Source organism: Pedobacter quisquiliarum (assembly GCF_014642175.1).
Classification (GTDB): domain Bacteria; phylum Bacteroidota; class Bacteroidia; order Sphingobacteriales; family Sphingobacteriaceae; genus Pedobacter; species Pedobacter quisquiliarum.
Window position 1 is genome coordinate 86,176 of sequence record NZ_BMIL01000011.1, and the last position, 20,137, is coordinate 106,312.

The 20,137-nt window shown below is 42.7% G+C and carries 23 protein-coding genes; 11 read left to right on the forward strand and 12 right to left on the reverse strand.

Annotation, left to right across the window (positions count from 1 at the left end; genetic code table 11):
- The first annotated feature begins 55 nt into the window (after positions 1-55).
- Together IEW69_RS15065 and IEW69_RS15070 are read left to right on the forward strand one after the other, a co-directional pair.
- A complete protein-coding gene (locus IEW69_RS15065) occupies positions 56-3,271 on the forward strand; it encodes a TonB-dependent receptor (RefSeq protein ID WP_229663644.1) in 3,216 nt (1,071 codons plus the stop codon).
- Positions 3,272-3,300: 29 nt separating this feature from the next.
- On the forward strand, positions 3,301-4,644 hold the full coding sequence (locus IEW69_RS15070; protein ID WP_188627706.1) for an alkaline phosphatase family protein: 1,344 nt from the start codon (positions 3,301-3,303) through the stop codon (positions 4,642-4,644).
- A 130-nt stretch (positions 4,645-4,774) separates the two neighbouring features.
- Here IEW69_RS15070 and IEW69_RS15075 read toward each other — a convergent pair whose 3' ends face one another.
- The 4 genes from IEW69_RS15075 to IEW69_RS15090 form a co-directional block, all read right to left on the reverse strand.
- On the reverse strand, positions 4,775-5,677 hold the full coding sequence (locus IEW69_RS15075; RefSeq protein ID WP_188627707.1) for an NmrA family NAD(P)-binding protein: 903 nt from the start codon (positions 5,675-5,677) through the stop codon (positions 4,775-4,777).
- Between the two features lie 88 nt (positions 5,678-5,765).
- Positions 5,766-6,665, reverse strand: coding sequence for a hypothetical protein (locus IEW69_RS15080; protein ID WP_188627708.1), 900 nt, complete (start codon positions 6,663-6,665; stop codon positions 5,766-5,768).
- 95 nt (positions 6,666-6,760) lie between these two features.
- Positions 6,761-7,216 (reverse strand): hydroxyisourate hydrolase, encoded by a 456-nt coding sequence (uraH, locus tag IEW69_RS15085; RefSeq protein ID WP_188627709.1) that lies wholly within the window; start codon positions 7,214-7,216, stop codon positions 6,761-6,763.
- Between the two features lie 21 nt (positions 7,217-7,237).
- A complete protein-coding gene (locus IEW69_RS15090) occupies positions 7,238-7,579 on the reverse strand; it encodes a VOC family protein (RefSeq protein WP_188627710.1) in 342 nt (113 codons plus the stop codon).
- A gap of 72 nt (positions 7,580-7,651) precedes the next feature.
- On the opposite strand from IEW69_RS15090, the gene IEW69_RS15095 reads away from it, so the two are divergent.
- Entirely contained in the window at positions 7,652-7,954 is a 303-nt protein-coding gene (locus tag IEW69_RS15095; RefSeq protein WP_229663645.1) for a DUF3253 domain-containing protein, read from the forward strand.
- Positions 7,955-8,031: 77 nt separating this feature from the next.
- Here IEW69_RS15095 and IEW69_RS15100 read toward each other — a convergent pair whose 3' ends face one another.
- Entirely contained in the window at positions 8,032-8,712 is a 681-nt protein-coding gene (locus IEW69_RS15100) for an NADPH-dependent F420 reductase (protein ID WP_188627711.1), read from the reverse strand.
- Between the two features lie 305 nt (positions 8,713-9,017).
- Between IEW69_RS15100 and IEW69_RS15105 the strand changes: the two genes are divergently transcribed.
- On the forward strand, positions 9,018-10,160 hold the full coding sequence (locus tag IEW69_RS15105) for a glycoside hydrolase family 43 protein (RefSeq protein ID WP_188627712.1): 1,143 nt from the start codon (positions 9,018-9,020) through the stop codon (positions 10,158-10,160).
- A gap of 21 nt (positions 10,161-10,181) precedes the next feature.
- Here the strand turns inward: IEW69_RS15105 and IEW69_RS15110 are convergent, their stop codons facing one another.
- The 3 genes from IEW69_RS15110 to IEW69_RS15120 form a co-directional block, all read right to left on the reverse strand.
- Positions 10,182-10,916: an SIMPL domain-containing protein gene (locus IEW69_RS15110; protein WP_188627713.1), complete on the reverse strand. Its 735-nt coding sequence runs from the start codon at positions 10,914-10,916 to the stop codon at positions 10,182-10,184.
- A gap of 26 nt (positions 10,917-10,942) precedes the next feature.
- Entirely contained in the window at positions 10,943-12,475 is a 1,533-nt protein-coding gene (locus IEW69_RS15115; protein ID WP_188627714.1) for a PAS domain-containing sensor histidine kinase, read from the reverse strand.
- A 198-nt stretch (positions 12,476-12,673) separates the two neighbouring features.
- Positions 12,674-13,069, reverse strand: a complete 396-nt coding sequence (locus IEW69_RS15120; protein ID WP_188627715.1) for a peptidase associated/transthyretin-like domain-containing protein — start codon at positions 13,067-13,069, stop codon at positions 12,674-12,676.
- A gap of 184 nt (positions 13,070-13,253) precedes the next feature.
- Here IEW69_RS15120 and IEW69_RS15125 point away from each other — a divergent pair, with 184 nt between their 5' ends.
- On the forward strand, positions 13,254-13,517 hold the full coding sequence (locus IEW69_RS15125; RefSeq protein WP_188627716.1) for a TFIIB-type zinc ribbon-containing protein: 264 nt from the start codon (positions 13,254-13,256) through the stop codon (positions 13,515-13,517).
- Positions 13,518-13,809: 292 nt separating this feature from the next.
- Here the strand turns inward: IEW69_RS15125 and IEW69_RS15130 are convergent, their stop codons facing one another.
- A complete protein-coding gene (locus IEW69_RS15130) occupies positions 13,810-14,268 on the reverse strand; it encodes a hypothetical protein (RefSeq protein WP_229663646.1) in 459 nt (152 codons plus the stop codon).
- A gap of 49 nt (positions 14,269-14,317) precedes the next feature.
- On the opposite strand from IEW69_RS15130, the gene IEW69_RS15135 reads away from it, so the two are divergent.
- From IEW69_RS15135 to IEW69_RS15145, 3 genes are read left to right on the forward strand one after another with little or no spacing between them, the layout of a single operon-like run.
- On the forward strand, positions 14,318-14,887 hold the full coding sequence (locus IEW69_RS15135) for an alpha/beta hydrolase (RefSeq protein ID WP_229663647.1): 570 nt from the start codon (positions 14,318-14,320) through the stop codon (positions 14,885-14,887).
- A gap of 10 nt (positions 14,888-14,897) precedes the next feature.
- Positions 14,898-15,044 (forward strand): hypothetical protein, encoded by a 147-nt coding sequence (locus IEW69_RS15140; RefSeq protein WP_188627718.1) that lies wholly within the window; start codon positions 14,898-14,900, stop codon positions 15,042-15,044.
- The gene (locus IEW69_RS15145; protein ID WP_188627719.1) at positions 15,029-15,601 is read left to right on the forward strand and encodes a tetratricopeptide repeat protein; all 573 of its coding nucleotides are present in this window, start codon (positions 15,029-15,031) and stop codon (positions 15,599-15,601) included. The genes IEW69_RS15140 and IEW69_RS15145 overlap by 16 nt, the downstream gene beginning before the upstream one ends.
- Before the next feature lie 22 nt (positions 15,602-15,623).
- On the opposite strand, the gene IEW69_RS15150 is transcribed toward IEW69_RS15145, so the two are convergent.
- Complete coding sequence (locus tag IEW69_RS15150) at positions 15,624-16,556, reverse strand: TerC family protein (RefSeq protein ID WP_188627720.1); 933 nt, start codon at positions 16,554-16,556, stop codon at positions 15,624-15,626.
- A 382-nt stretch (positions 16,557-16,938) separates the two neighbouring features.
- On the opposite strand from IEW69_RS15150, the gene IEW69_RS15155 reads away from it, so the two are divergent.
- Entirely contained in the window at positions 16,939-18,099 is a 1,161-nt protein-coding gene (locus tag IEW69_RS15155; protein ID WP_229663648.1) for a Gfo/Idh/MocA family protein, read from the forward strand.
- A 66-nt stretch (positions 18,100-18,165) separates the two neighbouring features.
- Here the strand turns inward: IEW69_RS15155 and IEW69_RS15160 are convergent, their stop codons facing one another.
- Complete coding sequence (locus IEW69_RS15160; protein ID WP_188627721.1) at positions 18,166-18,573, reverse strand: DUF1801 domain-containing protein; 408 nt, start codon at positions 18,571-18,573, stop codon at positions 18,166-18,168.
- Between the two features lie 44 nt (positions 18,574-18,617).
- Positions 18,618-18,956, reverse strand: coding sequence for an EthD domain-containing protein (locus tag IEW69_RS15165; protein ID WP_188627722.1), 339 nt, complete (start codon positions 18,954-18,956; stop codon positions 18,618-18,620).
- A 99-nt stretch (positions 18,957-19,055) separates the two neighbouring features.
- Here IEW69_RS15165 and IEW69_RS15170 point away from each other — a divergent pair, with 99 nt between their 5' ends.
- Both IEW69_RS15170 and IEW69_RS15175 read left to right on the forward strand, forming a co-directional pair.
- Positions 19,056-19,430 (forward strand): winged helix-turn-helix transcriptional regulator, encoded by a 375-nt coding sequence (locus IEW69_RS15170; protein WP_188627723.1) that lies wholly within the window; start codon positions 19,056-19,058, stop codon positions 19,428-19,430.
- A 26-nt stretch (positions 19,431-19,456) separates the two neighbouring features.
- Positions 19,457-20,080, forward strand: coding sequence for a hypothetical protein (locus IEW69_RS15175; RefSeq protein ID WP_188627724.1), 624 nt, complete (start codon positions 19,457-19,459; stop codon positions 20,078-20,080).
- The last annotated feature ends 57 nt before the right edge of the window (positions 20,081-20,137 follow it).

Below are 20,137 nucleotides of genomic sequence, written 5' to 3' on the forward strand. Positions count from 1 at the left end.
AGGGGAAATGTGACCCCTCTAGCTTTGCCGGAAATCAAACAAACGGCAAGCTTATATGTACTATTCACTTCTACCCTTTAAGGTCACGACAAACTACAAACACAAAAAAAACACCACAAGTAGTTTTATTCTAGCCCTTCTGGCCTTGTTACTTTTCACTTCAATGTCTGCTTTCGCACAAGGTACGGAAGCAAATATCATCGGGAAGGTCACAGACGAAGGCAAACCTGTACCGGGCGCTTCTATTCTGGTACGCAACGAATCCACAGGATTTAAAGTTTCCACTACAACCAAGGAAAACGGAAGTTTCATCTTCCCGCAATTACCACTTGGATCACCTTATTCCGTAACGGTAAGCTATGTGGGCTATACCGAACAAAAGAAAACCGGCTACACCCTAAACTATGGCGATGAGCTCGTGGTGGATTTCGCACTAACCTCTAGCTCGAACGACCTGCAGGAAGTCGTAATCCAGGGCAGTAATCTAAAAAATGCCATCAAAACTTTGGGTGCGTCTACTGCTGTTACGGATAGAGAGCTGACCAAACTCCCTGTGAATGGACGTAACTTTTCTTCACTGATAGACCTCTCGCCAGTGAGTAACGGAAGTAGTCTGGCAGGGCAGCTGGCATCCTCTACCAACTACACCGTAGATGGTATGACCTCCAGAAGTACCATTGCAGGTGGAAATAGCGGCGGTGCTTACGCCATTTCTATGGAAGCCATCAGGGAATTCAAGGTTGTAACCAACGAGTATGATGTTACCAATGGACGAAGCGGCGGCGGTAGCATTACCACGGTTACGAAGTCTGGAACAAACACGCTTTCAGGAAGCGCTTTTGGCTTCACCCGTACCAACTGGCTATCCAGCAACTATAACCTGAACGGTGCAAGACGTTCGCAAGAATTCTCTACTACGCAGTACGGTTTCTCTTTGGGTGGACCGATCATTAAAGATAAGGCACACTTCTTTGTTGTATGGGATCACCAGGCAGATTCACGCCCTTTATACATCGCCGACATTCAAAATCCGGCAGATATTGGTCGCTACCGTGTAACGCAGGGCACACTAGATGAGTTTACCCGGATTACCCGTGAAAAATATGGCTTTAACGGAGACGCGCTTTTCGGTGCCTTCGACAAAAAGAAAACGACTGATGCCGGATTTGCAAGGTTCGACTGGCAGATCAATCCCACAAACTTGCTTACCATCCGAAACAACTTCATCTATGATCTGGATAACCAGCAGGAAGGTGATAACAGCGGGATAAACGCTTTCGAGTCGTATGTAAACCGCAAAAACTTAAACAACAGCCTGATGGCGTCCCTGCGTACATCCGTAAATTCCAAGCTGACGAACGAGTTGAAAGTCCAGCACTTCTATGAAAGCACAGATGTAATGCACAATGTAGCGGGTATTGGTGCCAGTCAAAGTATTCCACGCGCGATCGTTGAGAATGTGGAGTCGAAAGATGGTGACCGTACCTACTTCAATTCCATTCAGATGGGTGGACAACGTTTTGCACCTGAGTGGTTCAGAGGAAACGTACTGCAGTTGGTAAATAACATCTATTACAACACTGAAAAAGTAAAGTACACCTTTGGTGCAGACATCATGTACACGGACATGAACTTCCGCTATGGCAGTGAAATGAACGGTCGCTTCTATTTCACAGGCCTTGGCAACTATGAAAACATGACCCCTTACCGTTATGCAAGGGATGTATATATGACTGATGAAGAAAACACGAAAGTGAACAACCTGGCTACGGGATTATACGGGCAAATGGAAACAAGATTGGCCAAGGGCCTGGATGTAGTTGCTGGTATACGTCTTGACAATACACGTTACCTTCGTAAAGCAAACTTTAATCAGGTGGTATTTGACGAACTTGGTCTTTCCACTGATAACGGCATCAACACCTTTCAGATACAGCCACGTGTGCAGTTCAACTGGAACGTTGGTGAAAAAGGCAAAAACATCATCCGTTTTGGTGGAGGTATCTTTGGTTCAAATCTTAACCCATACTCCATGTTAAACAACATGTTGTTTGATGGAACCCGCATTGCCGGAGTTGACATACAGGATCGCACATTAATGCCAAATCCTGATTTCGCAGCGTTCCGCAATGACCCTGCAACATCGCCGGGACGTGATTTAATCAACAATCCCAACATTCAGAAACTGGTAACGATTAACACCAACAGTGCTGATGTTAAAGTACCAACCGCCTACAAAGCAAATTTCTCCATAAACCACTTTTTCACACCGTCGCTTAGAGTAGGTATCAGCGGTTACGGAACCTGGGGCCGGAACAACTACATGTATGTAGACCGCAACATGGTCGATAATCCATACTTCAGAATTGCTGCAGAGGATAATAGAGGGGTTTATGTGCCAGCAAATACCATCAATGCATCAAATGGTGCGGCAAACTGGGTAAACAGCCGTAAAACAGATAAAATCGGCCGCGTATTGGAGATGAACAGTGAAGGAAAGGTAAATGCTTACACCCTTGTTGTTGACGGAACGTACCGTTACTACAAAGATGGACAAATTACCGCTTCATACACCTGGAACGATACCCGCGACAATACTTCTTACAATGGAAACGTGGCAAACACCGCTACCCTATCCCTAATGGTAAAAGATGACCCACGTGATTTAAGTACCATGAGTTATGCAGACAATCAGTTCCGCCATAAGGCTGTGTTCTATGGTACTGCTCCAAGTTTCTACGGTGTTACGGTAGGTCTACGTTTTAGCGGCATCGCCGGCACGCGTTACTCCCTTGCAGTGGGCGGGAACATGAATGGAGACTTTGTTTCTTCGAATGATCTTGCATTCATATACAACCCTAATGATCCAAACACACCGGCTTACCTGAGTAATGGCATCAAAGCAATTCTGGAAAACCCGAATGCAGAGCAAAGCGTGAAGGATTACATTAATGGTAACCTCGGGAAAGTTGCAGAACGAAATGGTGGTATCAATAGCTTCTATGGTGTTTTCGACCTTCGTTTGGCGAAGAAGTTCCACTTCTACAAATCACATGGTCTTGAGGCTTCTGTGGACATCTTCAACCTTGCAAACATGCTGAATAAGGATTGGGGTGTAGGACACAACCTGGGCAAACAGAATATTTATAACATCAAAAGCTTTGATCCCCAAGCCCTGCAATACACCTACAACATGAATGCAACTACCGGCGTATCCAACCTAAATGGAAATCCTTTCCAGGTACAACTTGGCTTGCGCTACTCATTCTAATAGTCATCACCGATAAAATATTATCAGATATGAAAAAGATAATTATAGCACTAGGCTTGTTCATCGGCGGTCTTTCTGTTACACAGGCGCAGCAATCCCATGTGATCCTGATCACCGTGGATGGCTTCCGACCGGAGTTCTATAAAGACCCATCCTGGGGGATGGTGCACCTGCGCCAGGCAATGGCCAAAGGCAGTTACAGCGATGGGGTGCGTGGCGTATTTCCATCCGTAACCTACCCTTCTCATACCACGCTTGTGACGGGTGTAAAGCCCATCAAACATGGCATTTACTACAATACCCCACCTGAACCGCTTGGTGCAACAGGTCGCTGGTACTGGGAATATGATGCGCTGAAAGTACCATCGCTCTGGACCGCAGCGAAAGACGCCGGACTAAGCACGGCTTGTGTAATGTGGCCCGTAACGGTAAATGCACCCATAAACTACCGGATTCCGGAGTACTGGTTCTTGCCTAAGGAAAAGGGAGGGAAAAATGATAACCCCGGGGGCATGTCAAAAGAAGCATACCCTGCAGGACTGTATGAGGAAATCCAGGAGAATGTTGGCGGCAAAATGTCGGCTGAACTTTTCACTTCTGATGTGAACAATGCAAGGATGACCGCCTACTTGATTACGAAGTACAAGCCCGCCTTCACAGCGGTACACCTTGCAGATGTGGATCATTATGAGCATGAACAAGGTCGCGATGGTGATAAAGTTCGTTCGGCTGTAGCCTCGGCAGATCAAGCAATTAAAACCATCCTGGATGCAGTGGAAAAGGCAGGCATTTCGGAACAAACCACGGTGATTGTTACAGGCGACCATGGTTTCGTGGACATCCACACGCAACTGAACCCAAATTTGCTGCTGGCCAAAGCAGGCCTGCAAGACAATGCCAATAAGGCAAACTGGAAAGCTTACTTCCACAGCAGCGGCGGCTCGACTTTTCTGCATTTGAAAGATAAGAACGACAAGCGAAGTTTAGCAAAGGTCAGGGAAATTCTGAGCGCTATGCCAGCAGGGCAGCGTAAGCTGTTTAGAATCGTGGAGCGGGCGGAGTTAGACCAGGTGGGCGCTGATCCGACGGTCGCGCTGGCACTTGCACCCCAGCAAGGCATAACATTCGGCGGCAGCACTGAAGGGGAAGTCATGCGTCCGGTAAAAGGCGGCACCCACGGTTATTTTCCAGATTTTAAGGAAATAGAAACCGGGTTTGTTGCCTTTGGAAGGGGCATTCAGAAAAATGTTGTCGTGCGACAGATGGGCCTGGAAGATATCGCGCCAATCATTGCACAGCTTCTAAAGCTTAACTTACCTTCAGCAGACGGCACACTTTACCCGGGCTTGCTGCTGAAAGATCAAGCGAATTAATCCATTCGCTTGTACATTACTTTCTCCTTTGAACCTTAGGACAGCGAATGCAGGAATCATCCTGCAATTCGGATAAACCTAAATTTCAAAGGAGAAAGTTTTGTTTTACAGCTAAACCGTTGAGTAATTCCTAAACAGACTGATTGTAGGTCCGCGCGAAGTCTTTCGCGAAATCCTTCATCTTCACCTTTCCCATTTTAGCTGGTTTATTATCGTAGTAGTATTGCGCCAACAGACCACTTTGAAGTCCGGCATACATTTCCACCAATCCTTCGCCGATCTTTGGATTCATGCCAATGGAAACTAACCCGTTTAGCGTTTCTTCATCAGACACGACCACCCATTTTAAATCTGGCTTACCGATCGCCTCTCCCAGGATCTTTGCGACCGCATTGCCTGACAAATCCTCACTTCCAACGGGCCTTGCATTTCTCCCCCTGGATGGGCTCAGCAATTCTTCTGCAACCGCAGCGGCGATATCAATCGGCGAAACCCATGGAATTACCTGATTCCCGCCATAGTTGGCCGCAATTACGCCATAGTGCTTAATCATGTCTATATAACCAAGGAGGTTGTAATAGAATGAATTTGGGCGCATGTGCGTGATCGACACCTCTGGAGGCAGCTGATTTAAGATTAACTCCACATGATGTGCGCCAATCAAAATTCCATTGCCTGCGCTTAAATTTCCACCAATCGTACTTAGGTTGACGACTCTTTTTACACCAGAAGATTTGATGGCTTGCGCATAATTTGCACCCAATCTGGTGTAATAAGCAAACAGATCCAGATTCGGATCGAAGTAGTTTCCTGGCGGAACCATGGTGTACACCGCATCAGCCCCGCTGAAGGTTGTAGCTAAAAAAGTCACATCTTCTAAGGAACCAATGGCTGCCTTGGCACCCAAATGTTCGATTGCTACTCTTTTTTCTGGATTGCTACTTATTACCGTGACGTCATGGCCCTTCTGAACCAGTTCTGTGGTGAGTGGCTTACTGATATGCCCTAATGATCCTGTTATAACTACTTTCATGGTCTAAATATTTAGTACTCAAAGGTGAGCAGAACTAAATTTCAGCTTGAAGCTGAATCCACTCTTTTTGTAGCCAAAAGCTGAAAAATCAGGATTCAGGATCCTTCAAAGAAGGTCGTATCAAAGCGAGTAAAAGAACTGCCAGGCCAATGGCGAAAGCACGAAATATCCAGGCAACTTTGTGGCCGTTCCGGTCTTCATACTTATCCTGAATGGGTCTCAGCACAATAAAATCATGAACTTTCGGAGCATTTACCCGCGACTGAATGGCTTTTAGGTAATTATCTCTATGGCTCGAGGCTGGTAATCGTTCAAAATGATCCAAGTCATGGAATTTGTAATTGTTCATCTTGGCAAGGGACTTATCAAAAAACACCTTATACCTTTTCTCCTTCTCTGCCTTGCTGGTCCAGTTGCTCGTCCGTTCTGAAAAATGCACAGCATACCAAACTTTGGGTATCCTGCTAAGCCGAGCAGCATTGGCACTTACCATCGGCGTAACAAAGTAAACATCAAAATTTAAATCAGTGCCGTATTTGCCACTTTTGCTGACTTTCGCATGTGTGCCACCATAAGATGGCGCTACAGAAAAGTCATCAACTTTGTAATATCGGGCTGCGTCGGTTTGCTCAATATCTTCAATGGTCGACAAAGTTTTCAGAGATCCGGTTGCTGTGGTTAGATATGCCTGCGAAACACACAACATCACTGTCATAGTGACCCAGGCGATAAAGTGGTAGAAAATCCTGGATATTTCGCTTTCTACCTTAAAGGTCAGCCTCTTTAAACGAGCGTTTAACCACAATCGGATTGGCAACCATGGCAAAAGGAGTGGAAGCCAGAACTCCCAAACATCTTCCTTAATGCCGACAATAGAAAATTTGATGCTTAGGATCCATCTCAAAATGCCAAATGCAATGACAGTTCCAAGGGTAACCGCTATAAATGGCGGCAGAATGTGTTTTAGTTTAAGCTGGTATGCGTTCAAAAATTATCCTTGCTTTTTAGGGCAAGATAAATAGAATTTGGATAAAATACTTTCATCTAAAACACCCCGTGTGCTTATACACGGGGTGGAAATCGCTAGTTGCCTCTATAGGTAGAATAGCCATATGCCGAAAGCGTAATCGGCACATGATAGTGCTTGTCATCCTGAATTTGAAACACCACATCCACAAAAGGATAAAAGCTCTCCATTTTCTTGCTGGCGAAATAGTCTTTCACAAAAAAGGTAAGCTTGTAAATCCCTTTGTTCTGTTGCCTTTGATCGAGGAATTCCTTGATCCTGCCTTGTTCATCTGTGACTTTCTTGTCCACAACGCTCCAGACCTTGGTGGTTTCATTGCCATCGACATTATAGGTAAACAACCTTAAGCAACCATCATTGACGAAATAGTAACCTTTGCATACCTCATCGAAACGGATTAATATCTCATTCCGCCGCGTCTTGACAAGGCTGAAGTGACTGCAGATGAGGTCTAAAGTTTCCTCCTGAACTTCACTCCTGCTCGTGATGTACCTTTTTAGAAGATTGAACATGATAGATAGATCGTGTACATCCTAATCATGTGTCCATACTGCAAGTTCATTTCCAGAAGGATCTATAAAATGAAAGCGCTGGCCGCCGGGGAATGAAAAAATGTCCTTAGTGATCTTTCCATTGGCTTGAATGATCTGGTCTTTGATTTTAGGGAGGTCTTCGTGAAAGAGCACGACAAGTACGCCATTGGTGATTTCGGCTGTGCTTTTCTCAAAACCCCCATCAACGCCGCTTTCTGAAAAAGCAATGTAATCGGGCCCGTAATCCGTAAAGCTCCAGTTGAAAGCCGCTTTATAGAAAACTTTGATTGCATCAAGATCTTTAGCTTTAAACTCAATGTAGTTGATGTGACCGTTTGCCATACTCTAAAATTTCATGAATCTACAAATTTCCCGATTACCACAGTCGTTCTACAAAGACTATTTGAGTTGAAAATGAATAAGGTCAAAGCAAATACGACAGTTTCTTGTTACATGCCTATGCAACAGCATCCTGATATCGCAGAAACCATCATATCTACAGCAGCGCAACGCGGACCCGGGAAGAGCACCTGCCCCTCTGAAATTGCCCGTATGCTATTTCCTGGCGACTGGCGGAAGCATATGATTGAGGTGCGAGACGTAGCCATTGGGTTACACAAACAGGGAGAAGTTGTCATCACGCAAAAAGGCTTAACGATCGATGTGGATCATATCAAGGGCCCTATTCGCATCAAGATCACCGAATCAGCACCGTAATATCATTGAATCACGAATGTGAAACGTAATGAAAAAGCGGTAAGCTGACCAATTAAGGCTGCTTACCGCTCGCTATACTAAAAGAATGCACGTGCCTGCTCATCTGCAGCCGCGCGATTCTCTGCACGCTTGCTAAGGTCAGCACTTTCTAATGCAGCCTTTAATGCTGCTTTATCTAAATCGTGGCAGTAAGCTGGTGTGCCCGGTTCCTGTCTCCAGGATTCTGAAAGCTGTCCACCATCAATAGCGTCAAAGCCGATGTCATCAATTAACTGCATTACCACCTGCTTTTGGGACTCATCATCCCCTGCCACAGAAAGTGCAATCCGATCCTGCGTTCCTGCTGGAGTACCTTTCTCGGCCAGACTAGCTGCGAAGATGTTGTTGAATGCTTTAACAACCGGATGGCCAATCACGCTTGCCACCCAGGTACTATCCGGCGTGCCGGCAGCGATATCTTCCAGATTTCCGTCCCGGGTCGGATAATAGTTCCCCGTATCCACGATAACGGCCTTCGAGGCGGAAAGAACAGAGATTGGCAGTTCCGGGATTGCTTTTTCCGGAATGGTGATGATGACCAGATCTTCTGCCGATGCTGCCTGCTCCGCTGTTACAGCCGTTGCGCCAGTTTCGGCGGCAATCTCTTGCAGCGTTTCAGGCCCTCTTGAGTTGGCAATCTTAACTTCATGCCCAAGTCTTGTCAGGTGATGTACCAGTGCGGTACCGATATTCCCTGATCCAATAATTCCTATTTTCATACTTCCTGAATTTTCTTAGTTACTATAGGCATAACTAACTCGAAAAACACGGCAAAAGTTTTTATTTGACATGTACCTTTAGAATTATGCGCGGTGAGTGAAGACCTACAGCCTTTATTGTATTATAAATGACATCAGAATGGCGATAATCCAATTACGCCACCCACTTTTGGGGCGCCTACGCCGACAAAAAGCATTTCATTGTGCATAATCGCGAGGATATTCCTATTTTGATAGGGATGTATTTCGGTAGGGCAATTTATTCCATGCACCTGCTTCCTGTTAATCATTGATGAACCTATAAAATGAGTAGAATACTTCTAATTACTGTTTCCCTGATTTTAGTCCTGACTAACGTTACCGTTGCCCAACAACAGGCAGGCACGCAGCGCGGTGTTTACACGAACCCTTTAAAAGTGCAACTGGGCGATCCTTTTGTTTTATATACCAAAGGCACCTATTACATGTACGGCACTGGCAAAGCGGAAGATCGGGGCTTTTCGGCATACGCCTCTAAAGACCTGGTTAACTGGAAACCTGCCGGACAGGTGTATTTTCATGACAACAAGAACGGATGGAGCGATCCGAATACCCCTTGGGATGGCGCCTACTGGGCACCTGAGGTCTATGAAGTAAAAGGCAAGTTCTATCTATTTTACAGTGCACAATGGAAGGTAAACCCAAAGAAAGAAATGGAGAATTTCAAGATTGGTGTTGCCGTGGCCGACAAGCCCACTGGGCCTTTTATTGACCTGGCCCCCAAGCCCCTATTTGATCCGGGGTATCCAATTATCGATGCAAACGTATTCTTTGACACAGATGGTAAGTCCTATCTATATTACTCCAGAGCAGCTTATAAGCATCCAATAGCGAGTGAGATTGCCAGCCAGATGCGGAAAAAAGGCAAGTACAAAGAAATTGAAGAAAGCTGGGTATATGGGGTGGAACTCAAGTCTGACTTCTCCGGTGTAATCGGCCAGCCAAAGCTCATACTTCGGCCTCCGGTGAAGCTGGATGATAAGCAGGCTGCCTGGGAAAGTCTTTCTGTAACCACCGGAGAAGTTAATCGCCGATGGACAGAAGGTTCCGTGACGTTCAAGAAAGACGGCATCTATTACATCATGTATTCCGCAAATCATTTCGGAGGGGAGCACTACGCAGTAGGTTATGCCACCTCGACCTCGCCACTAGGCCCTTATAAGAAGTCGGCAGACAATCCGATCCTGCATAAGAACACCGATAAAGGTGGCATCGTGTCTGGAACAGGGCACAACAGCATTGTATACTCGCCCGATGGCAAAGAAATGTTCTGTGTTTATCATGGAAGAACAATCGCCACTGGTGCTGAAAGGGTCGTTTTCATCGATCGAATGGAAGTGAAAAATGGGAAAATCATCGTCCATGGTCCAACCACTAAAGCCCAGAATTTACCTACAGTGCAGAAATAGAGCTTAAGCGGATAAAATAATCTAATCCGCCTCAAACTCCATCTTTATTGTAATTGAACCCGTTTTGTACTTATTGGAGGTGTTGAATGCCCCGCCATAGCTGTAAGCCTCATTGCTGTTTTTCCCTGTGATCTGGAATACGCCCATTGTGGCCTTCTTCAGTTCACCTAAGGAGCTACCTGCATTTTTAGCAATGGTTTCCGCGCGGGCACGTGCATCCGCGCTAGCCTTACCCAGCAGTTCCATTTTCACCTCATTAAGTTTAGTATTATAAAACATCGGTGGATTGGAATTGAATTCAATGCCGCTTTGTATCAGCTCAGCAACCTCACGGGAAATCTTATCCACCTTGTCAACCTCACTAGATTCTATGGTAACGGTTTGCATTAGATTGTATCCTGTAAATTCCTGGGACATGTATTGCCCGTTTGCGTTCGTTTGCTGACTAAATTCTTTGTTGATCATCACAGATGAAAATTGCATATTACCTGCCGCAATGCCTTTTTTAAGGAGGTAACTGCGGATGGCATTTTCATCATTCTTTAAGGTACTGTAGGCATCTTTCAGATCGAAGGATTTCCGGGCGTATGTACCGGACCATACGATTAGGTCGCTGTTGAAGTCCTTTTCTGCCAGCCCGGTCACAACGATCGTTTCCATGGTCTTAGACCGGTACTTATAGGCGTTACTGACTAAAGCAAAAGCAATGACTGCGCAGGTGCCGATGATAACAGCAGTGATGATTGTTGGTCTCATAGCTATGGGTTTGTGCTATTAAGATACTAAATTGTTTTAGCGATCGGAATTGTGAAACTGAAAGTCGACCCTTTGCCAGCTTCACTGTCGACCCACAGCGTTCCGTTATGTTCTTTAATAATCTCATTGCAGACGTAAAGCCCCACGCCCACACCCGGAAACTTCTCTGAAATATCTTCAGCTCTATAAAATCTCTCAAAAATGCGCTTGTGATCCTTCATGTTTATCCCAATGCCATTATCCGTGACAGAAACCTTGCAGTACCCGGACATGCAAGACACGTGAACTTTAATTTCTGATGAACTACGACTGTATTTTACAGCATTAGAAAACAGGTTGATCATCACCTGCTCAAGTCGCCCGTAATCTCCATCCACGTATTGATTTTCTACGCCACTTAAAATGATTTTTATGCCTGGTGTTTCCTGCTGAATAATTTCAATCGACTCATGAATGAGCGTAGACATATCGACAGGTTCAAAGTTAAAATCAACTTTGCCTGATTGCATTTTGGAAACATCAAGGAGTTCGAATATCAACCGCTCTAACCGTGCTACCGACTTCCCAGCTGCAGAGAAACCTCTTGCATAGTCCGTATCACCCTTCTTTTGAGCAACTTTATTCAACAGTTGCAAATTACCTTTAATGCTGGTCAAAGGAGTTCTCATCTCATGACTGGCGATGTTGATGAAGTCTTCTTTTCTGTACTCCATTGTTTTCCGCTCGGTGATGTCTTCTATAGCAAGTAAAATCCTTTCCTGATATTTCCCTTTCAAAGTCATCTGCCTCGCATTAAGCATCAGCGTTTTTCTGCCGATTATGGGAAAATCGTGGGTTAACTCGAAACCTTCAAATGGATTATTGTGGGGTAAGATTTTGGTAAGCAGGTCTCTTAGTTCAGGTATATTCCATTTGCCTGAGCCAATTTCGAAGAGCTTTTGGCCCACGAGGGTTTCTTCAGGATCATTGAAGAAATCGCAGAAGTTATGATTGGCACTAAGAATGCGAAACTCGCTGTCGAGCACCAGAAGACTTTCTCTAATCGTTTCTACGATGGCGGACAGGTACGCTTCACTTTCCTCCAGTGTGTTGGTTCGTTCCCGCACTTTCTCATCAAGTTGATCACGCTGCTGCTCCAGTTTTAACTCTGCAACAACCCGCTTGGTTACATCGTTTTGAATGCCGATGAAGTGGGTAACCTTCCCTGAAGAATCCTTTACTGGTGAAATCATCAGTTCGTTCCAAAACAATCTTCCATTCTTTTTATAGTTCTGAATTAACGCCTGGCAATGTTCTCCTTTTCTAACAGCTTCTTTTATCTGAAGAAGCGAGTCTTGACTTCTGTCATGTCCCTGGAGGAAGCGGCAGTTATGTCCAATGATGTCTTTTTTACTGTATCCAGTAAGCACCTCAAATGCGCTGTTACAGTAGATTATCGGGTGATCTGGTTGACTATGGTCGGTTATAACAACGCCGTTACTTGATGCGTTGAGCGCCGTAGCAAGGAGTCTGAAGTCAGTATGTTTTAAATCGGACAAAGTATTCAGGAATGCTTCCATGTGAAATGCTTAAGGTCCTATAACTAGAATACCAGGTATTTGTTTAAGCTGATCTCTGATGGCGCAAAGTTTAATCTAGGTTCTAGGGAGCAAATCACTTGTTTGTGAAACGCCCTGCGATGTTTAGATTCACAACTTTAGGTCTGGCACTGGCATTAATTTTTTAATTAGAATGTGAGCACCTGCACCTTCCTTGAACTAATCAACTAATTGGGTTTCATTAATCTTTAGATAGAAATCAATATTTATACTATCTCCTTGGCGCAGCGTCATCCTTTTAGTTCTAGTGGAATAATAACCCATTCCCGTCCCTAGAAATCTATACTTTCCAGGCTTTATACTAAAGGAATAGCGTCCCGAAGCCGGATCAGCTTTTGACTTTAATTCCATTCCTACATATACGCGCGGAACAATTGAGGGTAGTTTCGTGCCATATTCATACAAGTATCCGTAAACCAGAGGGTCCAAAGGACTAGAACTATCTTGAGTTTTGTTGATTGAATAGGACCCAGTATTTACTCCGGGCCGCTTTGAAGAACAGCTAACAATAGCGATTGCCAAAGTCACAAGTGTCACCAATAAATATGCTTTCATGCTTTTTATGTTTTTAATCTTGCGTAGACACCACTAAATAGAAGTAATATTTACCTTCATAAACCGTTTCAAGTGTAAATTCCTTGATCGTAGAATTTGTGCACTTTCACCATCCAGGCGCCTAATGTCGCTTGGCCTTGTGAAGCTATAAATTATGACAGAATTCTAAACTAAACCTGTAAATATGAAATGTCCTTCTTGTGATGAAACGTTGCTAATGAGTGAAAAAACCGGAATTGAGATAGATTACTGTCCTAATTGCCGTGGAATTTGGTTGGATCGTGGTGAATTGGACAAGATCATTGAGCGTTCTGCTGATCATTATTCTAAGAAAGAGAACTACGATAAAGATTATGATAAGTACAACAAACCGCAGGGCGATCACAATTATAACAACCGGCAGGGATATAAGAAGAAATCATTTCTAGGAGATATATTCGATTTTTAGGTCTAATGGGGTGTCTTTTAGTACCTTTAGCTATTGTAAAACAGAGACTTGCATTGAACATTGTTGCGTTTTAGCTTCTTAGAGCTTAATAACTCAGAAAATAAATATGTAGATGCACAATAATATTAAAGTTTAAACGCTTTAGTATTTGAGAGCGTTAATTTAGATAAAAGGGATTTTGATCATTGATCATGGTCCCTTTTTCTATTTTACAGGTAAATTAAAAAAAATGATAAACCAAGGACCCTGAGAATGTGTGATGGCTTTTGTTGTTTACCCTTGCTGCGCACTCCTATTTGCTATAAGGGAAGTTCCTAGAAACTTTTCTCATCATCCTGTCAATTAGCTCATCGCTAGAAGTAAAGACTCCATCATTCATCGCTTTGAAGAATCGCCACAACATATCGCCTGTCTCGCCGTCATTAATCACCATGGTTAGTGAGCCTGAGCCAGTTTTGCTTCCAAGACCACCAAACAAAACCGTGGTCACTATTGCGCCCGCTTCTGATCTTGTTTGTTCTGTTTCAAACTTACCAGAAATTATAGCATCTACCCCTAAAGCTTTCGCCAACTCATCCTTGGTAACTTCATCTAATTTATCAACCAGGCCGGCTTTTTTTAGCAATATGTTTGTCTTATCGACATCCTGAAATTCAACACTATAACCGTTTGATTTTCTAAGCAGAAAAGTATACATGCTTGATTGAATTGAAGTTGCCATTGATTTTTCCTTCTGAGCGTGAGCTTCCAAATTGAAGTCTTTCGGTTGTTTCTTAAAAGAAATTTTGGTCTGAAAAGGAATGATGGCTACTATCTTATGTGAAGCTACAGCAGTTTTTAATTTTGGACTTTCAAAAACCTGTTTTGCATTTTCATATTGTGCAAACGCAAATAAGTTAGTACTAATAAGTAGAAGGAGGAGAAACGCCCAAGAAGACCAACGCTTTACTACCGGATTTTCAGAAAAGATCTCTTCAAAAATATTGGGGGAAGACCGGGAAATCCTAATACATATTCCTAAAAGTAATGGAGGTAGCAAAATAAAAGATCGAGGTCAGTATCCTGTGATTTACTTGTTAGATGGCAACGAAAACTTCAACAGTGTCGTGAGTATTACTGAACACATGGAAGAAACAAGCCTATGTCCCCCAACGATTGTAGTAGGAATTGTGCATACCAATAGATTAAGTGATTTAACAACTGGCTCAGATAAAGAATACAAGGGGGCTGTAAGCAATGGAGAGAAGTTTATGTCTTTTGTTGAAAAAGAACTTATCCCTCACATTGATTCTACCTATCCCACCACGACATATAAAACGTTCATAGGCCATTCAGTGGGCGGTTTAACAGTAATGAACACGCTATGTTAACAAACCGAATATGTTCAACTCCTATGTCTCTCTGGACGGCGCATTGTGGTGGAACGAAGCGAACGTTGTAAAAGAAGCGAAATCGTTGTTATCCAGGAATAACTACAAAGGAAAGACGCTGTACATGGCATGGCCAATCGTTTGGAAAGAGGAGTAGATACATTAAGTGTCCAGAACGATACAACGGGAAATACAAGTCTGATCCGGTCGAACTTAAGTTTTATAAAAGAACTTCAAAAAGCAAATAAGAACCAAATGCGCTACAGCTATAAGTTCTACGAAAATGACAACCACCCATCAATAAGATTAATTGGAGCATATGATGCACTTCGATATATTTTCGATTTCTATAGACTCCGGATTTACGACAGTGAAATCGAGAACCCAGACTTTAACCTGTACTCCCTGTTAATTGCACATTTTAATAACGTTTCTAAGCAAATGGGCTACACCGTAAACCCAAATGAAAGCTTGGTTAATAATTTGGGCTACCAAATGATTGCTACTAAGCAGTTTAAAAAAGCAGAAGCCCTGTTCAAACTCAACATTGTAAATAACCCCAATAATGCTAATGGCTATGACTCTATAGGGGACTTGTATCTTGCGAAGGGAGACAAATCAAAGGCAATCGCATCGTTTAAGAAAGCCTTGACGCTAGGACAAGTGCCAGAGAGCAAGGCAAAATTGGAAAAACTTCTGAAGGAGAAAAACTAACCTTCAGGCACTCCGTTCCTACCTATTCTCCATCAATCTTGCTTGTACCCTTTGTCTTTAATAGCGATAATACAATACTGATCGTGATGATGACGCCGATAATGAGTAACGAAACAAATGCCGGGAGTTTGATAACATCTGCGAGAACCATCTTTAAGCCCACAAACATTAGTATAGCGGCGAGGCCGACAGAAAGATAAACAAAGCGGTTAACAACATGGGCAAGCGCAAAATAGAGCGAACGAAGGCCCAGAATAGCAAAGACGTTTGATGTATAAACGATAAAGTGGTCTTGTGTAATGGACAAAATCGCGGGAATACTATCCACAGCAAAAATCAGGTCCGTAGTTTCAATAACGATAAGTACAAGAAACAGTGGGGTAGCAAACTTCTTTCCATTTTGTGTGACAAAGAATTTACCACCTTCAAACTTGTCGCTTATCGGCATAATCTTCCGGACAAATACAATCAGTGGATTTTTCTCCGGCTCCATCTCTTTATCCTTTTGAGTCAGCATTTTGTAGCCAGTGTAAATCAGAAAAGCACCAAAAATGTAGATCGTCCAATGGAATTTCTCAATTAAAGCTACGCCTGCAAAGATGAAGATCACGCGCATCAGAAGCGCTCCGAGGATACCCCAGAAAAGGACTTTATGTTGGTAGATCGATGGTACTTTAAAATAGCCAAACACCAATACGAAGACAAAAATGTTATCTATGCTTAATGTTTTTTCAATAAGGTAGCCGGTCAGGAACTCTATTGCTTTAGGTTCTCCAAACCAATAGTAAATCAACCCATTAAAGGTAAGTGCAAGGCACATCCATACGCCGGACCAAATCAAGGCTTCTTTAACAGTCACTTCGTGTGCCTTTCTGTTAAAAACGCCTAAATCTAAGGCCAGCATAAGGAGAACAAAAACGTTAAAACCAATCCAAAAGGTGCTGCTTACTTCCATAATTAGGGTGTTTGTATCTGAAATTTCGCGAGAGGACGTTTGCAGTACAATGTCGAGTTTTTACCGCAATAATGCATTGGAATTGTGATTTATGACATTCTGAAAGTGATTTCTCACAATCGTTAACCTCTAAACTGCATTTCGCCTTCCATTATACCAGATCTTCGTTTTGCGAGACAATCCGCTCGTTGGTTCCTAATAAGAATGTAGCTATTTTAAGAAAACTTAGCATAGAATTGCTGAAAGTGATTATTGTACATCTACATTATTTAGCATAGCTTACAATTTCTAGTAGCTTTAGGTGAAAAAATACATTCCTCAACTTTTTGGTCCTAAGTGCGGAACAGAAATTAAAGCAGTAAACAATTAAAAACAATAGTTAATGAACAATGTAAAACTTAAAATGGGCATGATCGGTGGCGGTAAAGATGCCTTTATCGGTGCCGTACATCGGATTGCTGCGAACATCGACGGTCAGATAGAGTTAGTTTGTGGCGCACTGAGTATCAATCCCGAAGTAAGCCTGGCTTCAGGCCGTGAATTATTCCTCTCCGAAAAAAGAATTTATGGTAATTATGAGGAGATGATTATCAAAGAAAGCCAGCGTCCTCTAGACGAAAGGCTTGACTTTATTACGATTGTGACGCCTAATTTCGCCCACTTCGCTCCTGCGATGATGGCGCTGGAGTACGGTTTCAACGTTGTGATAGAAAAACCTATCGCTTTGTCATTGAGTGAGGCCCTACAACTTAAAGAAAAAGTACAAGAGACAGGTTTGACTTTATGCCTTACACATACCTACTCAGGATATCCGATGGTAAAACAAGCCAGGAACATGGTACAAAATGGTGAAATCGGGGTCATTCGTAAAGTTATAGTTCAATATCCTCAGGGATGGTTAAGTACCTTAACAGAAAAAGAAGGAAATAGCGGAGCTGCCTGGAGAACAGACCCAGCTAAAAGCGGAAAAAGTGGAAGTATGGGCGACATCGGTACACATGCTGCACATTTGGCAGAATATATCACTGGTTTAGAGATCAGTGAAGTTTGCGCAGATTTAAATATTGTTGTTCAAGGTCGCGGACTTGATGATGATGGAAACGTTCTTCTGAAATTTAACAATGGCGCTAATGGTGTGCTAATTGCCACTCAGATTGCTGCAGGAGAAGAAAATGCGCTTGAGATTAAGATCTATGGAGAAAAAGGTGGTTTGGAATGGCATCAGATGGAACCAAATTCTTTAATCTTAAAAAGACAGAATGAACCAATTCAAATCTATAGAACTGGGGAAAAGTACTTGTCAACAGCCGCTACTTATAATACGCGTGTACCAGCAGGACATCCCGAAGGTTATCTGGAGGCTTTTGCTAACATCTATAAGAATTTCGCCGCAACCTTGAATGCTAAAAAACGTGATGAAGAACCAAGCGAATTAATGCTCGACTTCCCTACAGTTGAAAATGGTGTAAGGGGAATGGCCTTTATTGATGTTGTGGTACAATCCGCGAATTCAGATACCAAGTGGACAAAGTTTGAATATTAATGAACTCAATGTTATTATTAACGGGGTGCTGAAAGGCGGCCCGTTAATAATTATTCAATGTGAAATTTAGGTTGATTTTGCCGCGTAAATCCATTCAACAACAATCTTGGCCAAATCTATTTGTGCGTCTCTAATTTCCTGCATATTCTTAAATGTTGCTATAGCTCTATCGTTCTCTTTCCAAATTAACAGCTTACTCTTAGTATCGATTAACCTGTTCAGCGGTTGTTGCAGCTTCTTCGCTCCCCTGTGAAATATCAGCTGAATTTGCGTAGGGGGTTGAATTCGCATTGTGATTCTATCCTCGTTATTAAAGCAATAGTTAGGTCCATTCCATTTGATATTTTCAATCAGGCCGTCATCTGCGGATAAGATACATTTCCGCAATTCTTCAATTTCATTTCTCAGCTGATGAATCTGGCTATTTAAGAATTCTGTCACACTGTTATTCAGATGCTGTGTTTGCTTTGCCATAGTAGTTCATTGAACGCCTCTTTTTCAACAATGTTTTATGAAATCTATGTCTTGACTAAGCTTTCATTAGTAGCCATTGCGATATAATTTTCAGTATCAAAAAATTTGGGTTCATCGGGACGAACCTTTGTTAGATAATTTTCTGATTTGAAGAAGGCATTGAAATCCTCAAAGGAGTCAAACGAGATTTCTACTACTGCATCGTATAAAGGCTTAGCAAAGCCTTCCGTTACCATAGGGTGGTTAATTACATACTTTCGAACGTAAAGTTCTGTTTCCGGGATAGAACAAAACAAAGGCGCATGTTTATTTTTGTGGTAATCCACAAATTCATCAAGGCTCATGCCTGGCAGTTTATTCACTAAAAATGTAAATTTGATCATTGTCTTTTTTTATTTGAGACAAACCTATTTCATTACATACCTCCCGGCAAGTACGCACAAATTTGTGCCTGTTTGCTTTGACAATAGATTGACTAAGCGATGTACAAGAAGAAAATTCCCATAAGGACGGATTGTGGCCTGCATGTATTCAAGGAACTTCTGGATGGAAAGTGGAAACTGATGTTGATCTATTACATTTCTGATGGGATAAAAAGACCAGGTGCATTGCAGAAGAAAATATCGGTAGACAGGAGGGTAATGAACAAGCAATTGAACGAGTTGGTACAGCATGGCTTTGTAGATAAAATCTCTTTTGATTCTAAAATCCCTAAGATCGAATATATGTTAACGGATCTGGGAACTAGCCTGTTACCTTTAATAATAAGTTTGGAGCAATGGGGCGAAAATAACAGAGCTGTTTTGGAATCAGCGATTGAAGATAAAACTGAGCGAACTGCCAATACACCTGCATAATTTAATATACGTCGTCGTACACTATCGTGGTAAAAAAAATCTTTAAAGTAACATTAGTAATTCTTGGGGTATTCGCCATTTTCTGTGGCGTCTATTTAGGTTTTGTGCTTAATGCACTTGGTGCATTTGATAAGAATTATACAACTGATGAATTAGTTGCAAATTACAACAAGCGAAAAGTGGAAATAGCACACCTAAAGCGATTTTTCAATCAAGTAGTTCCTGAGCATAAATTTGTAGAAATAGAATTCAAAAATGATAGTACCCTTTATCGGCTTGGCGTGGGACCCTTAGATTCTTTGGGCAAGTCGAACTATCATACAATGTTCTTAGAATGGGATCTACATGTTAAATCTTCGAAAGTGGATTCTGTAATCAAAACTTTAGGATGGACTCAAAAGACGCTCCAACTTTTGAAAGACAAACTAGATAAAGCTGAGTGTATACAAATTGAGAGTGGTGAGCCAGCAAAGATTGGCTTCAAAAGAAGTGGCCTAGGCATGTATTTTTATAACGTGTTTGACCAGGGCGTTCCCGATAGTTTGATTACTCATTATAACGACAAATGCAATTATATCTTTATAAACAAGATGCTTGTGCTGGAATATGCTGGAGGTGCAGTTGGTGGTCAATGCTTTCCCCTTGAATGATATCGCAGCATAACAATTGTATTGTACCAGGCGTTAGCTAGTACCTACCGAAGGATT

Coding starts and splice junctions, on each gene's coding strand:
- IEW69_RS15065 (WP_229663644.1), top strand. CDS start 56: ATGTACTATTCACTTCTACCCTTTAAGGTCACGACAAACTACAAACAC.
- IEW69_RS15070 (WP_188627706.1), top strand. CDS start 3,301: ATGAAAAAGATAATTATAGCACTAGGCTTGTTCATCGGCGGTCTTTCT.
- IEW69_RS15075 (WP_188627707.1), bottom strand. CDS start 5,677: ATGAAAGTAGTTATAACAGGATCATTAGGGCATATCAGTAAGCCACTC.
- uraH (WP_188627709.1), bottom strand. CDS start 7,216: ATGTTCAATCTTCTAAAAAGGTACATCACGAGCAGGAGTGAAGTTCAG.
- IEW69_RS15090 (WP_188627710.1), bottom strand. CDS start 7,579: ATGGCAAACGGTCACATCAACTACATTGAGTTTAAAGCTAAAGATCTT.
- IEW69_RS15095 (WP_229663645.1), top strand. CDS start 7,652: ATGAATAAGGTCAAAGCAAATACGACAGTTTCTTGTTACATGCCTATG.
- IEW69_RS15100 (WP_188627711.1), bottom strand. CDS start 8,712: ATGAAAATAGGAATTATTGGATCAGGGAATATCGGTACCGCACTGGTA.
- IEW69_RS15105 (WP_188627712.1), top strand. CDS start 9,018: ATGAGTAGAATACTTCTAATTACTGTTTCCCTGATTTTAGTCCTGACT.
- IEW69_RS15110 (WP_188627713.1), bottom strand. CDS start 10,916: ATGAGACCAACAATCATCACTGCTGTTATCATCGGCACCTGCGCAGTC.
- IEW69_RS15115 (WP_188627714.1), bottom strand. CDS start 12,475: ATGGAAGCATTCCTGAATACTTTGTCCGATTTAAAACATACTGACTTC.
- IEW69_RS15120 (WP_188627715.1), bottom strand. CDS start 13,069: ATGAAAGCATATTTATTGGTGACACTTGTGACTTTGGCAATCGCTATT.
- IEW69_RS15125 (WP_188627716.1), top strand. CDS start 13,254: ATGAAATGTCCTTCTTGTGATGAAACGTTGCTAATGAGTGAAAAAACC.
- IEW69_RS15135 (WP_229663647.1), top strand. CDS start 14,318: ATGATGGCTACTATCTTATGTGAAGCTACAGCAGTTTTTAATTTTGGA.
- IEW69_RS15140 (WP_188627718.1), top strand. CDS start 14,898: ATGTTCAACTCCTATGTCTCTCTGGACGGCGCATTGTGGTGGAACGAA.
- IEW69_RS15150 (WP_188627720.1), bottom strand. CDS start 16,556: ATGGAAGTAAGCAGCACCTTTTGGATTGGTTTTAACGTTTTTGTTCTC.
- IEW69_RS15155 (WP_229663648.1), top strand. CDS start 16,939: ATGAACAATGTAAAACTTAAAATGGGCATGATCGGTGGCGGTAAAGAT.
- IEW69_RS15160 (WP_188627721.1), bottom strand. CDS start 18,573: ATGGCAAAGCAAACACAGCATCTGAATAACAGTGTGACAGAATTCTTA.
- IEW69_RS15165 (WP_188627722.1), bottom strand. CDS start 18,956: ATGATCAAATTTACATTTTTAGTGAATAAACTGCCAGGCATGAGCCTT.
- IEW69_RS15170 (WP_188627723.1), top strand. CDS start 19,056: ATGTACAAGAAGAAAATTCCCATAAGGACGGATTGTGGCCTGCATGTA.